We start from the raw sequence: 19,185 nt of genomic DNA on the forward strand, positions 1-19,185 counted from the left end.
GCCCCGATGTCATGAATGGGACGTTCAGGACGAAAAACGTCCTGAACGACCCTTTCATGACACTCGAAAGCGCCCGGGACCGAGAGCGCAGACTCAGCGCGCCAGCGAGCGATCCAGGTCCGGTTCGAGATAGATCAGCTTCGCTGTGGGAACCTTCGCCCGCACACGAGCTTCGGCGTCGTCGATGGCCTGCGCGACCTCGCCGGTCTCCAGCCCCGGCACCAGCGCGAGCTTCGCGGCCACCAGCATCTCGTCCGGGCCGATGTACAGCGTCCGGATGTGGATGACCCGCTCGACCTTGCCCGCGGCGAGTTCGTCGACGATCGTGTCGAGGTCGGCCGGAGTGGCGCCTTCGCCGATCAGCAGGCTCTTCATCTCGATGATCAGGATGATCGCGATGATGCCGAGCAGCACGCCGATCATGACGGTGCCGATGCCGTCCCACACCGGGTCGCCGGTGACGACCGAGAGCCCGACGCCCGCGAGCGCGAACACCAGGCCGAGCAGCGCGCCCGCGTCCTCCAGCAGCACCACCGGCAGTTCGGGGGTCTTGGCCTGGCGGATGAACGCCCACCAGCCCGCGTCGCCCTTGATCTTCTTCGACTCCTGGATCGCGGTGTAGAAGGAGAACGACTCCAGTCCGATCGCGACCACGAGGATGCCGACCGCCACCAACGGCGAGGTCAGCGGCTCGGGCTCACCGATCTTGTGGATGCCTTCGTACAGCGCGAACACCGAGCCGAGGCTGAAGAGCATCAGCGCGACGATGAACGAGTAGAAGTACCGGTCCCGCCCGAAGCCGAACGGGTGCGCGCGGGTCGCCTTGCGCTGCGAGGTCTTCTGGCCGAGCAGCAGGAGCCCCTGGTTCGAGGTGTCCGCGAGCGAGTGCACGGACTCGGCGAGCATCGAAGACGACCCCGTGATGAGGAAGCCGGTGAACTTCGCGGCCGCGATTCCGGCGTTCGCCACGAGTGCGGCGATGATCGCCTTGGTTCCGCCACCTGCAGACACGTGCAACTCCCCAAATGGTGTCCCGATATGCCGGGTTCGAAGGCTAGCAGTGCAGATGAGCCGGTACGCGCCGGGCGGGACAGGTCACAGAATTGTCGGAACCCATCGCTAGTGTCGCCCTCTCAGGACCTGGGAGGTGCCCGTGCCGCGATTCGGCGTGCTCGGACCGTTGACGATCGAGAGCCCGCCCGGGCGGCGCACAGCGCCGCGCGGCGATCATCAGCGTGCCCTGCTGGCGGTCCTGTTGCTGAACGCGAACTCGTCCGTCCCGGTCGACGCGCTGGTCGAGACGCTCTGGCCGGAGACACCGCCGAAGTCCTACTCCTCGAATCTGCACACGTACGTCTCCCGCCTGCGGGCGCGGTTCGAGGGCCTGGAGATCGAGCGGGATCCGCGGGGCTATCGGCTGGTGGTCGAGCCCGCCGACCTCGATCTGCTGTCCTTCCGCGAAGCCGCCGCGGCGGGGAAGGCGGCGGCGCGGGCGGGCGATCCGGTGGCGGCCGCCGGACACTACCGTCGGGCGCTGGCGGAATGGCGCGGGCCGGTCCTGTCGGGACTGCACCTTCCCCGGCTCGACGCGGACATCGCCCGGCTCGAGTCGGAACGCCTCGCCGCGTTCGAAGACTGCGTCGACGCCGAACTGTCCGACGGCAGGCACGGCGAGCTCACCGGCGAACTCCAGGCGATGATCACCGAACATCCGTTGCGCGAGCGGCTGGCCGCGCAGCTGATGATCGCGCTGCACCGCGCCGGACGGCAGGCCGATTCACTGGCCGTCCACCGCGATCTGCGCACCACGCTCGTCGAGGAACTCGGCGTGGAGCCCGGCGCCGAGGTCCGCCGCGTGCACGCCGCCGTGCTGCGCGGTGAGGATCCGGTGCCGTCGGCCAAGGCCGCGCAGGTCTTCCCGATCTGCCAGCTGCCCCCGGACATCGCGGACCTCGCGGGCCGCGAGGGCGAGATCGCGCGGCTCTCCGGGCTGCTCGGCGACGGCGCGGGGGTCCCGGTCGCGGTGATCACCGGCGAACCCGGCGCGGGCAAGTCCACCCTCGCGGTCAGCACCGCGCACAGGCTCCGCCGGTCCTTCCCGGACGGGCAGCTGTTCGTCCCGCTGGCGGGTGCCTCCAACCCCCGCGAACTGGCCGACGTCCTCGGCGACCTGTTGCGCGCGCTGGGCGTGACCGGTCCCGCCATCCCGGACGACGTCGCGGCACGGGCGGCGGCGTATCGCGGCCGTCTCGCCGACCGGCGGGTCCTGGTCGTGCTCGACGACGCCGCCGGCCCCGAACAGGTCCGCGCACTGCTCCCGGGAACGCCGGGCAGCGCCGTCCTGGTCACCAGCAGGCGAAGGCTTTCCGGGCTAGCCGGGGCGGATCGCCTGCACCTCGCGCCGCTGTCCGGTGCCGAGGCGTTGACGCTGCTGGAGCGGCTGGCCGGGCCGGATCGGGTGGGCGCCGAACGCGCCGACGCGGAGCGGATCGCCAAGGCCTGCGGCAATCTCCCGCTGGCGCTGCGGATCGCGGGCAGCAGGCTCGCCATGCGGCCGGGCCTGCCGCTCGGGAAACTCGCCGGGAAACTGGAGGACGAGGTCTCACGCCTCGACGAACTCCGGGTCAGCGATCTCCAGGTACGCGGCAGTATCGCGTTGAGCTACGAGGCGCTGAGCCCGTCCGCGCGGCGCGCCCTCCGGTTGATCGGCCGCTGCCGGACGCTCGACCTTCCCGCCTGGGCGGTGTCGACCCTCATCGACCACACGGCCGACGAAGAGGCGGACGAGGCGATCGACGAGCTCGTCGAGGCCAGCCTGCTCGAAGCCACCGGTCTCGATCCGACGGGTGAGCAGCGGTTCCGCGTGCACGATCTCGTGCGCGTGTTCGCCACGGAACTCGGCCGGGAGCTGGAAACCCGTGCCGAGCGGGTCGCCACCGTCGCGAAGTTGTCGGACGCCGCGCTGTGCCTCGCCGACACGGCGGCCCGCCGCCTGCCGAGGACGGTGCCGATGCCGCTGTCGGATCGGGACCTGCCCGCGCAGCCCCTGTCCGGCGAGCTGGTCGAGCGGCTGCTGCGCGATCCCGACGCCTGGTTCTCCGTGGAGCGGGCGAACCTGGTGTCCGCCGTTTCGTCGATGTGCGCGGTCGGCTGGCTGCGGAAAGCGTTGCGGATACTGGAAAGACTGAGCGCGTACCTGTACCTGCACAGTCATTACACCGACATGCGGGCGGCGTACGAGATCCTGCGCGACGCCGCGCTCAAGGCGGGCGACAGGCACATCACCGTCATCGCCGAGGCGAACCTGACCGTGTTGCTGCACGTTCGCGGCGAATACGAACGCGCCGTCGAGGGTTACCGCGAATGCTCGAAGGAACTGGCGGAACTGGGCGACGTTTCCGCGCAGGCATGGGTCGAGACGAATCTGGCGCGCTGCCTCGTCGGCCTCGGCCGGGCCGGGGAGTCCCTGCACGCCGCGACCCAGGCCCGGGCACTGTCCATTGTGGAGGAAACCGGGCCCGGGGCGTACGCACTGCACGCGGAGTCGGCGGCGTTGCACCGGCTCGGCAAGGTCTCCGAGGCGCTGGAGATCGACCGCCGGAGCCTCGCGCACGCGCGGGAAAGCGGCGACGAACGTCAGCTCGGCGTTGCCCTGCAAGGACTTTCGTGGTCGCTGATGCTCGACGGCCGCGAGGAAGAGGCGCTGGAGACGATCGAGGAATCCGTTCGCGTGCTGCGCCGGACGACGGCGAATTCGGCGCTGGCCAAGTCGTTGCGCACGCACGGCGCGATCCTCGCCGGTGCCGGGCGGCGCGCCGACGCGGTGAAGGCCTACGAGAACGCGCGTCGGCTGGCCGGCTCGCTCGAAGAACGCCCGCGAGAGCTTTCGTGCACGCGCGCGATCGCGGCGAGCTGGATCGGCGACGGCCGAGCCGATCGCGCGATCCCCGTGCTGCGCCGATGCCTCGACGAATTCCGCGCCATGGGCGGGAAACCCGCGACAGGCCTCACCCTGCACGTGCTGCGCAGGGCGTACGAGGCCGTCGGGGAAACAGAGGCGGCCGAGGCGGCGGGCGAAGAGGCGAAGCGATTGGAAGTCCCCCACGACGCCAACGCTTCGACCCTCGTCCGGTTGCTTTTGTCGCTCACCGAACCCGCCCCGGCCTGACCGAGTGGTGCCCGACCCCTCAGACGAGCACCACCCGGAAGTCCGATCAACTCCCGAAGAGCACGCGCGATTCACGCCGGAGGGCGGAGAACCAGGCCAGCGCGATCACCAGCACCCCGTTGGCGGCGGCGTCCCACACCGGCGGCGAGGCCGGTTCGAGGCGCGCGACCGCGACCACGTTGATCAGCCCGGCGACGGTCAGCATCACGCGGAGGGGCTGGGTGCCGCTCACGACCAGCGCGGCGGTGAGCAGCACCTGCGCGCCGAGCGTGATCAGCACGACCAGCGGAAGGTGCAGCCTGTGCTCCGCGTCGACGGCGAGCTCCTGCAGGCCGGAACTCGCGACTTTGACGGCCTCGATCGCGTCACCGGCGAGACTCGCCAACGCCGGGGCCGAACCCGCCACGTCCTGGCCGTCCGGAAGCGGGACCACCAGGTCGACGACCGGGACGAGCGCGGTCACGACGGCGATTCCGAGCGCGGCGAGCAGGGCGGCGGGGCGCACGGAGACCGGCACCCGGTAAGCACGTCCGCTCACCGCGTCGGGATGGGAAGTCACTGCTGCTGCTCTCCTCGGCCATCGTCATCCGGGAGAAGCCGACGACAATCGCCGGGTCACCCGTAAGGATGATGGTCGCGGAACCCGCCACACGGAACGCACACACTTCGCCCGAGTAACGCGAAAAGGGGTCAGCAGGTGCCGGCGGTCGCCCGGAACACCTGGGTGCGCTCGCCGGAGAGCGGGCGCACCAGGACGGCGGGATCGGCGGCCGGGAGCCACACCGACTGGCCGCGGCGGAGTTCGACCTGTTCGCCGTCGTCGGCCGTCACCCGCAGGCCGCCGGCGGTGCACAGCAGGATCTGCGGGCCGACGTCGTGGACGGCGATCTCGCCGTCGTCCCCCGCCTCCCACTCGATCCGCGACAGCTCGAACTCAGGCGCGTCGGTGCGGTACACCGACAGGCGCTGCTCGCGTTCCCCGCTCTGGACCGGCATCTCGCCGCACGCGAAGTCGACGACGCGCAGCAGCTCCGGCACGTCGACGTGCTTGGGCGTGAGCCCGCAGCGCAGGATGTTGTCCGAGTTCGCCAGGATCTCGACGGCGGTTCCGTGCAGGTAAAGGTGCAGGTTCCCGGCGGGCAGGTAGATCGCCTCGCCCGCGCTGAGGGTCAGCCGGTTGAGCAGCAGCGCCGCGAGCACGCCCGCGTCCCGCGGATGCGATTCGCCGAGTTCCAGGATGGTCCGGCATTCGACGCTGAACTCGCCGCGTTCCTGGACGTGCTTCACGCACGAATCGAGGACCTCGGGCAGCAATTCGTCGAGCGCGGCCTGCGGCAGCGTGATCCAGGTGGTGAACAGCGCACGCAGCCCGGCCGGATCCGGCTGGGCCTCCAGCAGCACCGCGTACTTCGCCAGCCCGGGCGTTTCGATCGCCTTCAGCAGCGAGATCGTGCGTTCCGGGTCACGGAAGCCCGCCAGCGCGTGGAATTCCGTGAGCGCGCAGACGAGTTCCGGTTTCGCCGTCGGATCCGGGTAGTTGCGGTTCGACGCGTCGCGCGGGATCCCCGCCGACTCCTCACGCTTGTACCCCTCCGCCGCCTGCGCGGCCGAGGGGTGCGCCTGCATCGAAAGCGGCTCTTCGGCCGCGAGGATCTTCAGCAGGAACGGCAGCCTGCCGCCCCAGCGGTCCGCGCAGCTCGTGCCGAGCTGGCCGACCGGATCGGCTTCGACGAGCTCCAGCAGGCTCCGCTCGGTGCCGTCCGGGCCGATGACGTGGGACGGGTCGCCGGGGTGGGCGCCCATCCACAGTTCCGCCTCCGGATGCGGCGCCGGCACCGGACGCCCCAGCAGCTCGGGGATCGTCGTTCTGGACCCCCACGCGTAGGGCCGCACGGCATTGCGCAGCAGCTCCACTGTCACCTCAACTCCTCGCCGGGCACGGGTTGTTTGTGCCGGCCCTCATTCCTTACGTCGCACGCGGGGCTCACGCCGTTGCAGGCGTGTACCTCCCGGCGCCGCCGATGCTGCCGACGGCCAGCCCGAGATAAACCGCGGCCAGCTCGAAACGCAGCGCGAGAACGGCCGCACGCACGATCTCGTCCGTTTCGATCTCTTCGGCCGGGGCGATCACATCCGCACCGGGCAGCAGATCTTCCGCCTGATAGCGGGCCGCCTCCGTGGCGGGCCCCGTCCGAACCGAGAGGAGCAGCACCCTCGGCGCCGCGCCGGCCCCCTCCTCCGGGTCCGCGAAGATATCGCGCTCCACGCCCTCGGACAACGCCGCCCGCCGCAAGGCGGGCCTGGCCAGTGCCTGGCGGTAGTCCTCCACGTCACACACGACGGCCGCGTGGGCGGCGAACGCGTGGGCCGCGTGCTCGCCGACGGCGACCGCGACCGGGTCCAGTCCCCACAGCAGCGGCTGGCGCTCGGCCAGCTTCAGCGCCAGCGCCTTGGCCGGGTTCGCGAACGACTCCCGGGCCAGGTAATCCTTCTCGGCTTCCGCGTCGAGCTGATCGGCGAGCTGCTCCAGATCGGCCACGAGCAGGCCGAGCGCGTTCGCGGTCAGCAGGGCGGCGGCGAGCCCGCGCGGGAACGCCATCTCCGGCGGGACCGGGAGCCTCGGCGCGAGCAGCAGGCCCTTGCCCGCGACGGAAGCGGCGACCGGGCCTTCGGCGGGCGCGGACAGCACGACCGTCGCCCCGAACCGGGCCGCACGCTCCAGAGAGGCGGCCAGCTCGCGGTCGCCGGCGTCGTCGGTGTGCGCGAAGACGACATCGAGCGCGCCGATCCAGCTCGGCACGACCTCGGCGACGACCACCGGCACCGGGCACGACGGCGTGAGGAGCGCGGCGACCAGCCGGGTCAGCGTCCGGCTGACGCCGGGCCGGTCGATCAGCACGAGCGAGCGCGGTCGCCCGACGTCCAGGCGATCGCTCAGCTCGAGTTCGGCCGCGGCCTCGGCGGTCGCCCGGACCTGGGCGCCCGCCATCGCGGCGGCACGGAGAAGCCCCGCGGTGTCGGCTTCGGCCAACCGCGCGGGATCGTCGAGGAGGGAATCGTCAGGGACCGTCGGCATGGGCGCCATCCGGGGTCGTCGGCTCGGTGGCTTCGTCCAGCAAGAGTACCGGGATTCCATCACGGACCGGATACATGCGACCGCATTCCGTGCAGGTCAGCGCGTCCGCCTCGGGATCGGCCGGCGTCCCCGTCCGCAGCGGTGCGTGGTCGGGTGACGGGCAGGCCAGGATCTCCAGCAACTGTGCGTCAAGCGTGACGGCCATGGGTTACTCCTACCTGTGGGACGTCTCTGTGGATGTTTTCACGCCACGTTCGTTACCCACGGACGATCGCCAGTACGTCTTCGGTCAGGGCCCGGACGGCCTCGGCGTCGGCGGCCTCGACGTTCAGGCGGAGCAGCGGCTCGGTGTTGGACGGGCGCAGGTTGAACCAGCCGCCGCCGGGGAGCTGCACGGTGAGGCCGTCGAGCTCGTCGATCTCGACGCCGTCACGCGCGGAGAAGGTGTCCTTGACCGCGAGCATGCGCGCGACCTGGTCGTCCACCGTCGAGTTGATCTCGCCGGAGGCCGCGTAGCGCGAGTACTCCGCCGTCAGCTCGGACAGCGGGCCCGTCTGCTCGCCGAGGGCGGCGAGGACGTGGAGCGCGGCCAGCATGCCGGTGTCGGCGCGCCAGAAGTCGCGGAAGTAGTAGTGCGCGGAGTGCTCGCCGCCGAAGATCGCGCCGCTCTTGGCCATCTCGGCCTTGATGAACGAGTGCCCGACCCGGGTGCGCACCGGCTTGCCGCCGTGTTCGGCGACGATCTCCGGGACGCCCTTCGACGTGATCAGGTTGTGGATGATGGTGCCGCCCGGCTCCTTCTCCAGCTCCCGGATCGCGACCAGCGCGGTGATGGCGCTCGGCGACACCGGCTCGCCGCGCTCGTCGACGACGAAGCAGCGGTCCGCGTCACCGTCGAAGGCCAGGCCCGCGTCGGCACCTTCTTCGCGCACCTTCGCCTGGAGGTCGACGATGTTCTTCGGGTCGAGCGGGTTGGCCTCGTGGTTCGGGAAATTGCCGTCGAGTTCGAAGTACATCGGCACGACCTCGATGGGCAGGCCCGCGAAGACGGTCGGGACGGTGTAGCCGCCCATGCCGTTGCCGGCGTCGACGACGACCTTCAGCGGACGGCTGCCCGACAGGTCGACGAGCTTGCGCAGGTACGCCGCGTAGTCCGCGAGGACGTCCTTCTCGGTCACCGCACCGCGCTGGCCGGCGAAGGCGGGCACGCCCTGCTCGACGGTGTCGCGGATCTCCGCGAGACCGGAGTCCTGGCCGACCGGGGCGGCACCCGACCGGCACAGCTTGATGCCGTTGTACTTCGCCGGGTTGTGGCTGGCGGTGAACATGGCGCCCGGCAGGTTCAGCGACCCGGACGCGAAGTAGAGCTGGTCGGTGCTGGCGAGGCCGATCGTCACGACGTCGAGGCCCTGGGAGGTCACGCCGTCGGCGAACGCGGCGGCCAGCTCGGGCGACGAGTCGCGCATGTCGTGGCCGATCACGACGGAGTCGGACTCCGGCTTGATCAGCAGGGCGAACGCCGAGCCGAGGTCGCGCACGAGGGCCGCGTCCAGCTGCTCACCGACAACGCCGCGAATGTCGTAGGCCTTCACGATGCCCGAAAGGTCTGGCACGCCTGCTCCCCGCCGATAGTCTCGTTCAACGCCCTCTGGCGCGCTCGAAAGCCTACCGGCGAGCCCTTGCGTCAGGCTCGGCCGGGCAGCACGCGCAGATGGCCGCGCCTGCCCGACGGTCCCTCGGGTTCGGGCTCCGGCGCGGGCTTGTCCGAGCGGCCCGCTTCACGGACGGCCTCGGCCAGCGCGGTCAGCTCGTCGGCGGAGGGGTCGGGGGCGGCGAAGGCGCCCTCGTGCCGGACGACTTCCCAGCCCTTGGGCACGGTGAGCCGCAGGGCATGGGCTTCGCAGAGGTCGTAGGAGTGCGGCTCGCTCGCGGTGGCCAGAGGGCCCACTACGGCTGTCGAATCGCTGTAGGCATACGTCAGCGTGGCGACAGCGGGTTCGAGACAACCCGTTCGCGAACACTTTCGTACGCTCCGCACGATCCAGAACGATAGCGCGTCGCGAGCCCGGCGTACCGGCGACACGCGCTTCGACTCTCCGAGCGCGTACCCTTCGGTGCGTGGAGACGGCTCGTGATTCCCGACAGCGACGGCGGATGCGACGGGACCGGCACGGCCGGGGCCTGCGCGGAGCGCTGTATCCGTCGACCCTTCCCGCCGCCGCTAGCAGGGCGGAAAGGTTCGACGCGCTGGTTTTGGACGCGCTCGAACCGATCGAAGCGCGATGGCGGCACGAGCTGACGAAGCTCGACGTCGCCGTCGACGACGTTCCCGAAGTTCGCTCGGATGGCGCACCGGCCGGAGTCGACGGCGTGTTGCACGACGGAGCCGTCCCGCTCTCGCGACTCGTACCCGCCGGCGTAGACCGCGCCGGCCTCCCCACGCGCGCCCGGATCGTCCTCTACCGCCGCCCCCTCGAAGCGCGCGCGAAGGACCCCGGCGAACTCGCGGAACTCGTCCACGACGTCCTCGTGGAACAGGTCGCGGGCTACCTCGGCGTCGAACCCGACGTCATCGAAGGCGACTAACCCCCTCCCCTCACTTCCCCCCTGCCCAGCCCCCGCCCTTCCCCGGGGGGCGTCCCCAGCCCAGTTTATCGCGAGGCACCGGCTGGAACTGCGGAAACGACGCCGGAGGGCGGAGTTGTCCACAAGGGGATCGGGCTGTGGACAACTCGCTCTGGTGGGGGTTCCCGGCGAGCGGCCCGAGGCCCCAGCGCCACGCAAGAGACGCTCAACGTCCCCAGCGTGGCGCTCGGGACACGCGGCTCAAGGGAGACGGCACCGAGTCGCCCGAGTGAGGGTCGGGCACCCGAGCGCACGCGTGGCGAGGGTTCCCAAGCCCCGAAGTCCCGAAGGCCACCGAGCGGAACCCCGACACAAGACAGCTCAAAGAGTGGGTCGCCGCCGCGTGGGAACAGCGGTCAGCAGCGTGAACAGCACCGCCGCCACCTGCGCCAGCAGGAGAAGGTTCCGCGTGGTCCCCTGGTGCTCCACCACGACCTCCGAAGGCGCGGGCGGCACCGAGACGGCCACCTGATGCCCCCAGGCCCGCACGATCGGCACGGCCTTCCCGTCGACACTCGCCTGCCAGCCCGCCTCGAACTCCGCGGCCAGCACGAGCAGCCGCCCGGTCGGCCCGTCCGAGACACGCACCCGCACGTCCGGCAGCCCTGCCTGCACCGGCGCCACCCCGGGCGACGCCCCCGGCGCGCCCTTCCCGGTCACGGCCGCCTGCGACAGTTCCGGCGAGATCAACGCCACCTGCCCACCGGCGGGCAGCAAGCGGAGCACCGGCCGTCCGTCGGAGGTCGGCGCGGCCGGGCCGACCAGGTCACGCGCGAGTCCGACGAAAGCGCCGCCGTCGGCACCGCTGGGCAGCACGACGTACAGCGCCCCCGAAGCCAGAGCCGACGCGAAGGCCTGCTTGACCGCGTCCGGCGAGCCCTGGAGAAGGTCCCGGCGCCACGAGGCCAGCCGATCGGCGCTGCCGGGCGTCGGCGCGAGTTCGTCGTCGCCGTAGAACGGCAACCGCCCGCCGGTCTGTCTCACCGGCTCCGCCGAAGAACCCACCACCAGCACCGAGCGTCCGGTCGCGGCCAGCTCAGCCGAGATCTCCGGAGCCAGCGACGGACGCTCACCCGACCGCAGCGGGCCTTCCCGTCCGGCGACGACCGCGCCGGTCGCCAGCGCCAGCAGCACGAGCACCCCGGCCACGGCAGTGACCTTCGCCAGCCACGGCGCGGGATCGACGCCGCTCCCGCCGCGCTGCCAGGTCGCCAGCACCGTCCACAGCAGACCCGCGCCGATCACCAGCAGCGGCACCCCGGCGTACCCGGTCGCGTGCGCGCCGCCCGACATCGGCGTCACCGCCACGAACCGCACCGCCACGAGCCCCAGCGCACCCAGCACGACGACCGCGACCCCGCCGCCCGCGCCCTTCGTCGGCCGTACGACCAGCGCGACGATCGCGGCCGCGACCAGCGCCACCCCGATCGGCCACGCGCCGGGACCGCCCGGGTCCAGCCCGGCGAGGTCGGCGCCGGACGCGGCCGTCGCCCCGCCGCCGAGCCCGTGCAGCAACAGTTCCGGATGCCGCAGCAGCACACTGGGCCACGGCAGCAGCAACGCCAGCGGCAGGAAGACCACGATCCCGACCGAAGCGATCCGCCGCGCGAGCCCGGTCGGCGAAGGCAGCACCACGAACCCGATCACCAGCCCGACCACCGCCAGCGCGTGCGCCAGCGGCGAGAAGGCGCCGATCAGCGCCAGCCCGATCGCGCTCAGCGCGGAAACGTGCAGCCATCGCGAGTCCGCGCGGACCAGCAGCCCCGCGATGCCCGCGATCACCGGCGGCAACAGCAGGTGCACGACGACGACGTCGAGCCGTCCCTGCGCGACCGAGGCGGTGGCCGCCGGGAGCACGCCGTAAGCCGCCGCGACGACGGCACGAACCCAGCGACGCACCCGAAGACGCCGAGTGGCCGCGTACGCGCTCAGGGCGGCGAGCGGGATGTCACCGATCAGCAGGATCGCGACCAGCGCCGCGGGTCCGCCGATCGGGGCGAAGAGCGCGCCGATGGTGCCGAGCACCGGCAGTGTCGCCGGAGCGGGACTCGCCGTCCCGCCGGCGATCGCGTGCCACGGCGCGAGATAGGACGACCAGATCTCGCCGAGCCCGCCGACAGGCAGCAGCTTCCCGCCGAACAGGTCCAGGCCGAGCCGGGAACCGTTGACCGCGAAAGCGAGCGCCGTCAGGACGACGAGCATGATCACCGGCGGGGCGAACACGGTCGCGCTCAGCACTCGTTTCCGGTCGACCTCGACGAACACGAGTTCCGGTTCCGGGCGGCGTCCGCCGTCCCGCGGCACCGGCGACGGTTTCGGCCCGCTCACCGCGGGCTTCTCCGGGACGGCGACAGCGACGACGGCACTGGGCCGCCTCAGTCCCGTTCCGCGCGAGCCGACCCCGCGCATCGCCCCGGCGGGCAGCGCGCCGGGACCGACCGGGCGATCCTGCCCGGCCTTCAACGCCTCCGGCGGGATCCAGGCCCCTTCCTGATCCGCGCTCTCCGGCACGGTCCCGAGGGCGAAGTCCCGTTCGACGCCGCGCCGGACGAGCCCGACGACACCGGCGCGGACCGCGTTGCGCAGCCGCGTCATCCGTCCGGTGAACAACCCGCGGACATCACCCGGCCGGTCGGTCTTGCGGCGTTCGGCGCGACGTCCGGCGCGGGCCGCGCGCAGTCCGCCGCGACCGCGCAGCAGGTACCAGGTCGCCGCGAGTTCCGCGCCCGCCTCACCGGTGCGCCGCAGCACCAGGAACGCGAGCGCGCGGAACACCGCGAAGAACGGGATCCGCAGCAGCCCGGACCAAAACGACAACGGGGAACAGTTGACGAGGAACACCCGGAGCCCGTGCGCGCGGTTCGCCGTCGCCAGGGAAAGGCCGAGCGCGTCCGGTTCCCGCTGCCCGGTGCTGAGCGCGCGGGCGTGCCGGAGCCGGGCCGACGGGACGGACAGCACCTTGCCGCCCGCGGCGTTGGCCCGCCAGCCGAAGTCGAGATCCTCGCGCAGCAAGGGAAATCCGGGGTCGTAGCCGCCGAGGTCGTGCCAGACTTCCCGCCGCACCAGCGATCCCGCGCTCGGCACGGCGAGCACCGCGGTGTCGCTCTCCTCGGGGGAGACCTGCTGCCGATGGCCGATGGCGTCGGTCGACAGCCCGGCTTCGACGATGAGCCGCGGGTCGCTCCAGTCCACCGCGAGCGGGCCGAGCACCGTCGCCGCGGACTCGTTTTCGGCCGCTGCCAACAGGTTTTCGAGACAATCGGGTTCCGGCGCGCAGTCGTCATGCAGCAGCCAAAGCCAGCCGCCGGGGTCACCCCAGCGTTCGACGGCGTACTCGACGGCTTCACCGACAGCGGCACCGAAGCCGACGTCACCCGAAAGCGTGAGAATTCCATCAAGGACCGGTGCTTCGCCGGCGACGCCTTCAGCGGCGGCCGCGTCGGCGAGGATCTTCGCCGTCCGGTCGGTGGATCCGGTGTCGACGGCCAGCACGTGCCGCGGGCGGACACCGCTGCGCCGCAGCGCGGAAAGCGCCAGTGGCAACCAGTTCTCGCCGTTGTGACAGACCACAATGGCCAGAACGGGGGCCGTGCGCGGCACAGATGACGCGGCGGTGCGAGACAACGGGCACTCCAGATGTGGCGGCGAAGTCGAGTGCCGCCACCCTACGACGCGACCCTGTCACCCGTTGGTGGCCCCACGGTATGGAACCGGGGCGGTGAGAACGACAGGGAAGCGGCAGGAAGCGATCTCCGGCGCACTGGGGGTGCCGGAGATCGCCGTCACACAGCTCGCTTTTTCAGTTTCCTACGCTCGCGTTCGGAGAGCCCGCCCCAAATACCGAACCGCTCGTCATGCGCGAGGGCGTATTCGAGGCACTCGTCCTTGACCTCGCAACCGAGGCAGATCCGCTTGGCTTCACGGGTGGAGCCGCCCTTCTCGGGGAAGAACGCCTCCGGGTCCGTCTGCGCGCAGAGGGCCCGTTCCTGCCAGTCCTGCTCTTCCGCGGAGGCATCGTCGAAAAGCTCGGTGAGATCGCCCAGTTGCTGCTCCGGGACCTCACCCCAACCCACGACTTGCCCCCATTCCCTTCCATCTGCTTCCAACCGCACGTCCGCCTCCTCGCTGTCCACGCACTCCCCAGGCTGGCGGTGTTGAAACACCATCCGCCGCCCCCTTCCAGCGACGAATGACATCACTGTGATTACACCCGTGTAGTGCGGTCAGGTCAAGCGGAGTAGCGAGTTCGGGGGATACTCGCGCTCGATCGCGCAAGGGGACACGCCGAGGACTTCACATCGGGCATACGGAAGACTGGTGGGGTGCAGAGATCAGCAGTGCGGCCAAGCCCGATCTTCCTCGGCATCCTCGCGGCCACCGTCCTGGGCGGTGTGCTGGCGGCTTTCGGTGACGCGACCACCATCTACAGCCAGAAGTACGACCCGCTCATCATCACCGGCGTCGTCCTGCTCGTCGCGGGCGGCTGGGTCGCGTCCCTGACGCTGCACGAGTTCGGCCACGCGGTCGTGGCGTTCCGCGGCGGCGACCACAGCGTCGCCCACAAGGGCTACCTGTCCATGGACGTCCGGAAATACACGGATCCGGTGCTGTCCATCGTCCTGCCGTTGGTATTCCTCATCATCGGCGGCATCCCGCTGCCGGGTGGCGCGGTGTGGATCGAACACGGACGCCTGCGCTCACGCGGTGTCCAGTCGTGGGTCTCGCTCGCCGGGCCGCTGAGCAACCTCGGCGTCGGCGTCGCGCTGACACTCGTCGTCGCGCTGGTGCCGATGGCGAACGGCCTCGTGATCGGGCTCTCGTTCCTGGCGCTGCTGCAGATCGTCACGTTCCTGTTGAACATCCTGCCGATCCCCGGGCTCGACGGCTGGGGCGCGATCGAGCCGTACCTTTCGCCCGGGGCGCGGGAGTTCGGCGCGAAGGCCCGGCCGTGGGCGCCGCTCATCCTGTTCGCGATCCTGTTCGCCGTGCCGGGGGCCAGCCCGTTGCTCTGGGACGTGTCCTACGCGATCTTCGACACCGTCGGAGGTTTCAAGCTCGCGGCCATGTACGGACAAGACGCGTTCATGTTCTGGAAGTGAGCTCGCCCTCGGGGTGCGCGGTGAACCACTCGTGCGCCCGTTTCCAGACGCGTTTGAGCCCGGACCGCTCGCCGAGGTAGTCGCCCGCCATGCCGACCACCGGCAGCTTCCCGAGCGCCCGGTGGAAAAGAGTGCCGCGCGGCCGCTTCTCCAGTTCCTCGACGATGCCCAGAAGTCCCCTGCCCAGTCGCCACAGCGTGCCGGCGGCCGCCTTCAGGGTGACTTTGCCGTGCTTCTTCTTCGCGTCGTCCAGTTCTTCGGTGAGCTTCGCCGCTTCGTCGTCTTCGGCGGCCTTGTCATGCTCCGCGTGTTTGCCCGCGGCCATCACCGGGTCGATGTCGCGTTCGAAGAGCACCCACGCGATCAGCCGGACCCGGGTGCCGACGTCGGTCACGCCGTACTCCCCCGCGATCGCACACAGCAGCACCCCTTGCGCCGCCGAGCCGAGCGCGTCCTGCACGGGCAGCCGGTCGGCGAGCGCGCCGCCGATCCCGGGGATCGCGGTCACCAGCGCGGTGATCCGGCCGACCCGGTTCACCCACCAATGGGTCCGCTGGTAGTTCGACATCTCCGCCCAGGCGGCGGTGCCGGGCACCTTGACCGAGGTGATCCCGTCGAGCAGCTTGTCCTTCAGTCCCGGTTCGACGTCGTCCAGATCCTCGTGGCGGCGTCCCCTGGCCTGGAGGCCGAACGGATCCGCGTCCCGCAACGCGTCGACCATCGGCCCGCATGCGCGGACGAACGGCCGCAGCACCGCCACGACCTGGCGGTCCGAAATCGCTTCACCCACCGCTGCCTCCCTTCGCGGCTTTCGCCGCCATGCCGAGACCGCCGCCCAGCGCCAGCGCTCCCGGCAGGGCCCCGCCGCCGATCAGCAGCAGCGCCCGCCAGTCCTGTATCAGCACCAGATCATTACCGGGGCCGGTCACACCCACTCCCAGTACGACGAGTACCCAGACGAGCAGCGGAATCACCGAAAAGGAGGGCCGGACCACTTTCGCGGTCGTCCGCACCAGCAGCGGTGTCGTGATCACCGCGAGCACCACGGTCACCGGCGCGGGGAAGTCACCGAGCTTCGGCAGCACGATCCCGTCGAGCCGGAGCGGCAGGAAGAACAGTTCGAGCAGCCCGAGCAAGAGCGCGTCGAAGCACAGCAGGACCAGCAGCAGACGCTGTCGCGAGGTGAGCGGCGGTGACGGCGCGGTCACTGAGCGAGTCCCCCGAACAGATCGGATCCGGCGCCTTCGGCCGGTCCGTGGGCGAGCACGAAGTACTCGTTCGGGGTGATCGGCTGCGCGACGTCGTTGCTCAGCGCGAAGTGGTCCGCGAGATGCGGCGGGGCGGGCACGCTGACCTGGGTCTCGTGCGCCCGCAGCGCGGCGGCCTTCGCCGGGACGTGCGCGCCGACGTCGAGGACGGTGGTGATGGTCTCGTCCGGCGTCACCGGGAGTTCGCCGTCTTCCGGCACCCGGAACGCCGAACGCCCGCGCAGCGCGGCGAGCCCGGCCGTGACGGCGTCGCGAGAAGAAACAGTATGGAAGACCCGCTCGACCGAAGCGGCCTTCGGCGCCGCGGCCATGGTGATCTCGTGGGCGCGGATGTGATCGGGATGCCCATAACCCCCGAAAGCGTCATATGTGACGACGACCTGGGGGCGGACCTCGTCCAGGATCTTCGCGAGCTGGGCGGCCTGCTCGTCGAGGTCGCCGCCGGAGAACGCGCGCGGATGGGCCGCTGACGGCGTCCCGGCCATCCCCGAGTCACGCCAGCGGCCGATGCCGCCGAGATAACGGTGCCGGGTGACGCCCAGCGCGGCGCAGGCCGACGCCAGTTCGCCCGCGCGGTAGCCGCCGAGCTGGTCGGAGGCCCACGAACCGAGCCCGTCGAGGGAAGGCGGGATGATCTCGCCTTCCTCACCGAGAGTGCACGTGACAACGGTCACGTCCGCCCCTTCGGCGGCGTAGCGCGCGATGGTGCCACCGGTGGTGATGCTCTCGTCGTCCGGATGGGCGTGCACGAGGAGCAATTTGGGCCGATCGGAGATCACGGCTTGAAGACTAATTCGAACACGGCGCGCTTTCCTTTATAGGGTGTCGGGAACGGAAGCCCCGAGCACCGACCTTAGTCGGGCGACTCTCGGTTATCCTCGCGCGAGTCATGGCCCATGCGCCGTGACCATATGTACCCCCACGAAGGGCATCTTGGTGAGCACTGAAGCAGCATCGTCGGACCTCGGCGGCGTGTCGGGTTCGGTTCTGTCCATCTCCGACCTGAGCGTCTCGTTCCCGACCGACGACGGCGTGGTCGACGCCGTCAAGGGCATCGGGTTCGACGTCAAGCCGGGTGAGATCGTCGCGGTGGTCGGCGAGTCCGGCTCCGGCAAGTCGGTGACCTCGATGTCGGTGCTCGGGCTGCTCCCGAAGACGAGCCGGATCGCCGGCGAGCTCCGCCTCGGCGAGCGCAACCTCGCCGACCTCAAGGAGAAGGACCTCCAGAAGATCCGCGGCAACCAGGTCGCGATGATCTTCCAGGAGCCGATGACCGCGCTGAACCCGGTCTACACCGTCGGCTGGCAGCTGCGCGAGGCGCTGCGCTCGCACCAGGACATCTCGAAGGAAGCCGCCGACAAGCGCGCCATCGAGCTGCTGGAGATGGTCGGCATCCCGAACCCGCCGCTGCGCTTCAAGCAGTACCCGCACCAGCTCTCGGGCGGTCTGCGCCAGCGCGTCGTCATCGCGATGGCGATCTCCTGCGACCCGAAGGTGATCATCGCCGACGAGCCGACCACGGCGCTCGACGTCACCGTGCAGGCGGAGATCCTCGGCCTGCTTCGCAAGCTGCGCGACACCCTGAACACCGCGATCGTGCTGATCACGCACGACATGGGCGTCGTCGCCGACCTCGCCGACCGCGTGGTCGTGATGTACCAGGGCAACATCGTCGAAGAGGCGCCGGTGCGCGACCTGTTCGCGTCGCCGTCGCAGGAGTACACCCGCAAGCTGCTCGCCGCGGTGCCCGTGCTCGGCCAGCGTCCCGCGGGACGCCGCCTGCTCGACGACGAGGGCATCTCCGCCGACAGCGACGAGGCCACGAAGATCGCCGAGGAGATCCGGCTCGAAGACACCGAGCTCGCGTCCGTCATCGAGGAGAGCGCGCCCGCGCTCGAGATCAAGAACCTCGTGCTGGAGTACCCCGGCCGTCGCGGCCAGGCGAAGAACCGCGCGGTGGACGACGTCTCGCTGAGCATCGCCAAGGGCGAGATCGTCGGGCTGGTCGGCGAGTCCGGTTCCGGCAAGTCGACCGTCGGCCGCTGCGCGATCCGCCTGCTGACCCCGACCGCGGGCACCGTGTCGATCGCGGGCAAGGACATCACGAACATGTCGAACAAGGAGCTGCGCCCGCTGCGCCGCTACTTCTCGATCGTGTTCCAGGACCCGGCGTCCACGCTGGACCCGAAGATGACCATCGGCGAGTCGATCGCCGAGCCGATGGTGCTGCACAAGTTCCTGTCGGGCAAGGCCCTGAACGAGCGCGTGGCGTCCCTTTTGGACAAGGTCGAGCTCGGCGGCCACTACCGCAACCGGTACCCGCACGAGCTGTCCGGCGGCCAGCGCCAGCGTGTCGCCATCGCGCGGGCGCTCTCGCTCGACCCGGCGCTGCTGATCGCGGACGAGCCCACTTCGGCGCTGGACGTGTCGGTGCAGGCCCGCGTGCTGGACCTGTTCCTGGACCTGCAGCGCTCGCTGCAGTTCGCCTGCCTGTTCATCAGCCACGACCTCGCCGTCGTCGACCTGCTGGCCGACCGCGTCGCGGTGATGCAGCACGGCAAGCTCGTCGAGGTCGGCACCCGTGACCAGGTGCTGCACTCGCCGCGCGAGGACTACACCCGCCGTCTGCTCTCGGCCGCGCCGGTCGCGGACCCGGTGCTGCAGGCCGAGCGGCGTGCGGCCTGGGAAGCGGGCAAGCTGGCCCCGGTGGCCGACTGACCCTCAGAGGTACGTGAAGGCCCCCTTCATTGCGCTAGACGCAGTGAAGGGGGCTTTCACGTACTTGGGGCGAGCGGGCTGCGGGGAGGTGCCGAGCCGGCGCTTGCGTGTGACTGAGTGGACGGCACGTGTGATCACCCGCGACCACCCGGACCGAAGCTCTTCCAGCCGCGAAGGTCCGTGAAGGCCTCCTTGAGGGACTCTGGGTCCCTCAAGGAGGCCTTCACGGAC

The 19,185-nt window shown here is 70.7% G+C and carries 16 protein-coding genes; 4 read left to right on the top strand and 12 right to left on the bottom strand.

Annotated features, from left to right (window positions below):
• Nucleotides 1-93: 93 nt before the first annotated feature.
• On the bottom strand, nucleotides 94-1,011 hold the full coding sequence (locus AB0N89_RS36495; protein ID WP_364214755.1) for a cation diffusion facilitator family transporter: 918 nt from the start codon (nucleotides 1,009-1,011) through the stop codon (nucleotides 94-96).
• 142 nt (nucleotides 1,012-1,153) lie between these two features.
• Between AB0N89_RS36495 and AB0N89_RS36500 the strand changes: the two genes are divergently transcribed.
• Entirely contained in the window at nucleotides 1,154-4,168 is a 3,015-nt protein-coding gene (locus AB0N89_RS36500; RefSeq protein WP_364214758.1) for a BTAD domain-containing putative transcriptional regulator, read from the top strand.
• A gap of 46 nt (nucleotides 4,169-4,214) precedes the next feature.
• On the opposite strand, the gene AB0N89_RS36505 is transcribed toward AB0N89_RS36500, so the two are convergent.
• The 6 genes from AB0N89_RS36505 to AB0N89_RS36530 all read right to left on the bottom strand — a co-directional run bounded on the left by AB0N89_RS36505 (nucleotide 4,215) and on the right by AB0N89_RS36530 (nucleotide 9,282).
• Nucleotides 4,215-4,727 (bottom strand): hypothetical protein, encoded by a 513-nt coding sequence (locus AB0N89_RS36505; protein ID WP_364214761.1) that lies wholly within the window; start codon nucleotides 4,725-4,727, stop codon nucleotides 4,215-4,217.
• 131 nt (nucleotides 4,728-4,858) lie between these two features.
• The gene (manA, locus tag AB0N89_RS36510; RefSeq protein WP_364214804.1) at nucleotides 4,859-6,082 is read right to left on the bottom strand and encodes a mannose-6-phosphate isomerase, class I; all 1,224 of its coding nucleotides are present in this window, start codon (nucleotides 6,080-6,082) and stop codon (nucleotides 4,859-4,861) included.
• Between the two features lie 70 nt (nucleotides 6,083-6,152).
• Nucleotides 6,153-7,244, bottom strand: coding sequence for a hypothetical protein (locus tag AB0N89_RS36515; RefSeq protein WP_364214764.1), 1,092 nt, complete (start codon nucleotides 7,242-7,244; stop codon nucleotides 6,153-6,155).
• Complete coding sequence (locus AB0N89_RS36520; protein WP_364214767.1) at nucleotides 7,228-7,449, bottom strand: Trm112 family protein; 222 nt, start codon at nucleotides 7,447-7,449, stop codon at nucleotides 7,228-7,230. Before AB0N89_RS36520 ends, AB0N89_RS36515 begins: the two co-directional genes overlap by 17 nt.
• 52 nt (nucleotides 7,450-7,501) lie before the next feature.
• Nucleotides 7,502-8,857 (bottom strand): phosphomannomutase/phosphoglucomutase, encoded by a 1,356-nt coding sequence (locus AB0N89_RS36525; protein ID WP_364214770.1) that lies wholly within the window; start codon nucleotides 8,855-8,857, stop codon nucleotides 7,502-7,504.
• A gap of 71 nt (nucleotides 8,858-8,928) precedes the next feature.
• Nucleotides 8,929-9,282: a DUF3499 domain-containing protein gene (locus AB0N89_RS36530; RefSeq protein WP_073848429.1), complete on the bottom strand. Its 354-nt coding sequence runs from the start codon at nucleotides 9,280-9,282 to the stop codon at nucleotides 8,929-8,931.
• 116 nt (nucleotides 9,283-9,398) lie between these two features.
• Here AB0N89_RS36530 and AB0N89_RS36535 point away from each other — a divergent pair, with 116 nt between their 5' ends.
• Nucleotides 9,399-9,830, top strand: a complete 432-nt coding sequence (locus AB0N89_RS36535) for a metallopeptidase family protein (RefSeq protein ID WP_005150818.1) — start codon at nucleotides 9,399-9,401, stop codon at nucleotides 9,828-9,830.
• A gap of 360 nt (nucleotides 9,831-10,190) precedes the next feature.
• On the opposite strand, the gene AB0N89_RS36540 is transcribed toward AB0N89_RS36535, so the two are convergent.
• Together AB0N89_RS36540 and AB0N89_RS36545 are read right to left on the bottom strand one after the other, a co-directional pair.
• On the bottom strand, nucleotides 10,191-13,493 hold the full coding sequence (locus AB0N89_RS36540) for a glycosyltransferase family 2 protein (RefSeq protein ID WP_364214773.1): 3,303 nt from the start codon (nucleotides 13,491-13,493) through the stop codon (nucleotides 10,191-10,193).
• A 158-nt stretch (nucleotides 13,494-13,651) separates the two neighbouring features.
• Nucleotides 13,652-14,035 (bottom strand): WhiB family transcriptional regulator, encoded by a 384-nt coding sequence (locus AB0N89_RS36545; RefSeq protein ID WP_007028952.1) that lies wholly within the window; start codon nucleotides 14,033-14,035, stop codon nucleotides 13,652-13,654.
• 171 nt (nucleotides 14,036-14,206) lie between these two features.
• Here AB0N89_RS36545 and AB0N89_RS36550 point away from each other — a divergent pair, with 171 nt between their 5' ends.
• Nucleotides 14,207-14,968: a site-2 protease family protein gene (locus AB0N89_RS36550; protein WP_364214807.1), complete on the top strand. Its 762-nt coding sequence runs from the start codon at nucleotides 14,207-14,209 to the stop codon at nucleotides 14,966-14,968.
• On the opposite strand, the gene AB0N89_RS36555 is transcribed toward AB0N89_RS36550, so the two are convergent.
• The 3 genes from AB0N89_RS36555 to mshB are packed head-to-tail and all read right to left on the bottom strand — an operon-like array spanning nucleotide 14,952 to nucleotide 17,015.
• Complete coding sequence (locus AB0N89_RS36555) at nucleotides 14,952-15,758, bottom strand: hypothetical protein (protein ID WP_364214776.1); 807 nt, start codon at nucleotides 15,756-15,758, stop codon at nucleotides 14,952-14,954. The genes AB0N89_RS36550 and AB0N89_RS36555 overlap by 17 nt on opposite strands.
• On the bottom strand, nucleotides 15,751-16,176 hold the full coding sequence (locus AB0N89_RS36560) for a hypothetical protein (RefSeq protein ID WP_364214779.1): 426 nt from the start codon (nucleotides 16,174-16,176) through the stop codon (nucleotides 15,751-15,753). The genes AB0N89_RS36555 and AB0N89_RS36560 overlap by 8 nt, the downstream gene beginning before the upstream one ends.
• Nucleotides 16,173-17,015: an N-acetyl-1-D-myo-inositol-2-amino-2-deoxy-alpha-D-glucopyranoside deacetylase gene (mshB, locus tag AB0N89_RS36565; protein WP_364214782.1), complete on the bottom strand. Its 843-nt coding sequence runs from the start codon at nucleotides 17,013-17,015 to the stop codon at nucleotides 16,173-16,175. The genes AB0N89_RS36560 and mshB overlap by 4 nt, the downstream gene beginning before the upstream one ends.
• Nucleotides 17,016-17,172: 157 nt before the next feature.
• On the opposite strand from mshB, the gene AB0N89_RS36570 reads away from it, so the two are divergent.
• Nucleotides 17,173-18,954: an ABC transporter ATP-binding protein gene (locus AB0N89_RS36570; protein ID WP_364214785.1), complete on the top strand. Its 1,782-nt coding sequence runs from the start codon at nucleotides 17,173-17,175 to the stop codon at nucleotides 18,952-18,954.
• Nucleotides 18,955-19,185: the final 231 nt, after the last annotated feature.

The sequence above is a fragment of the Amycolatopsis sp. NPDC089917 genome, from assembly GCF_040684635.1.
Taxonomy (GTDB): Bacteria; Actinomycetota; Actinomycetes; order Mycobacteriales; family Pseudonocardiaceae; genus Amycolatopsis.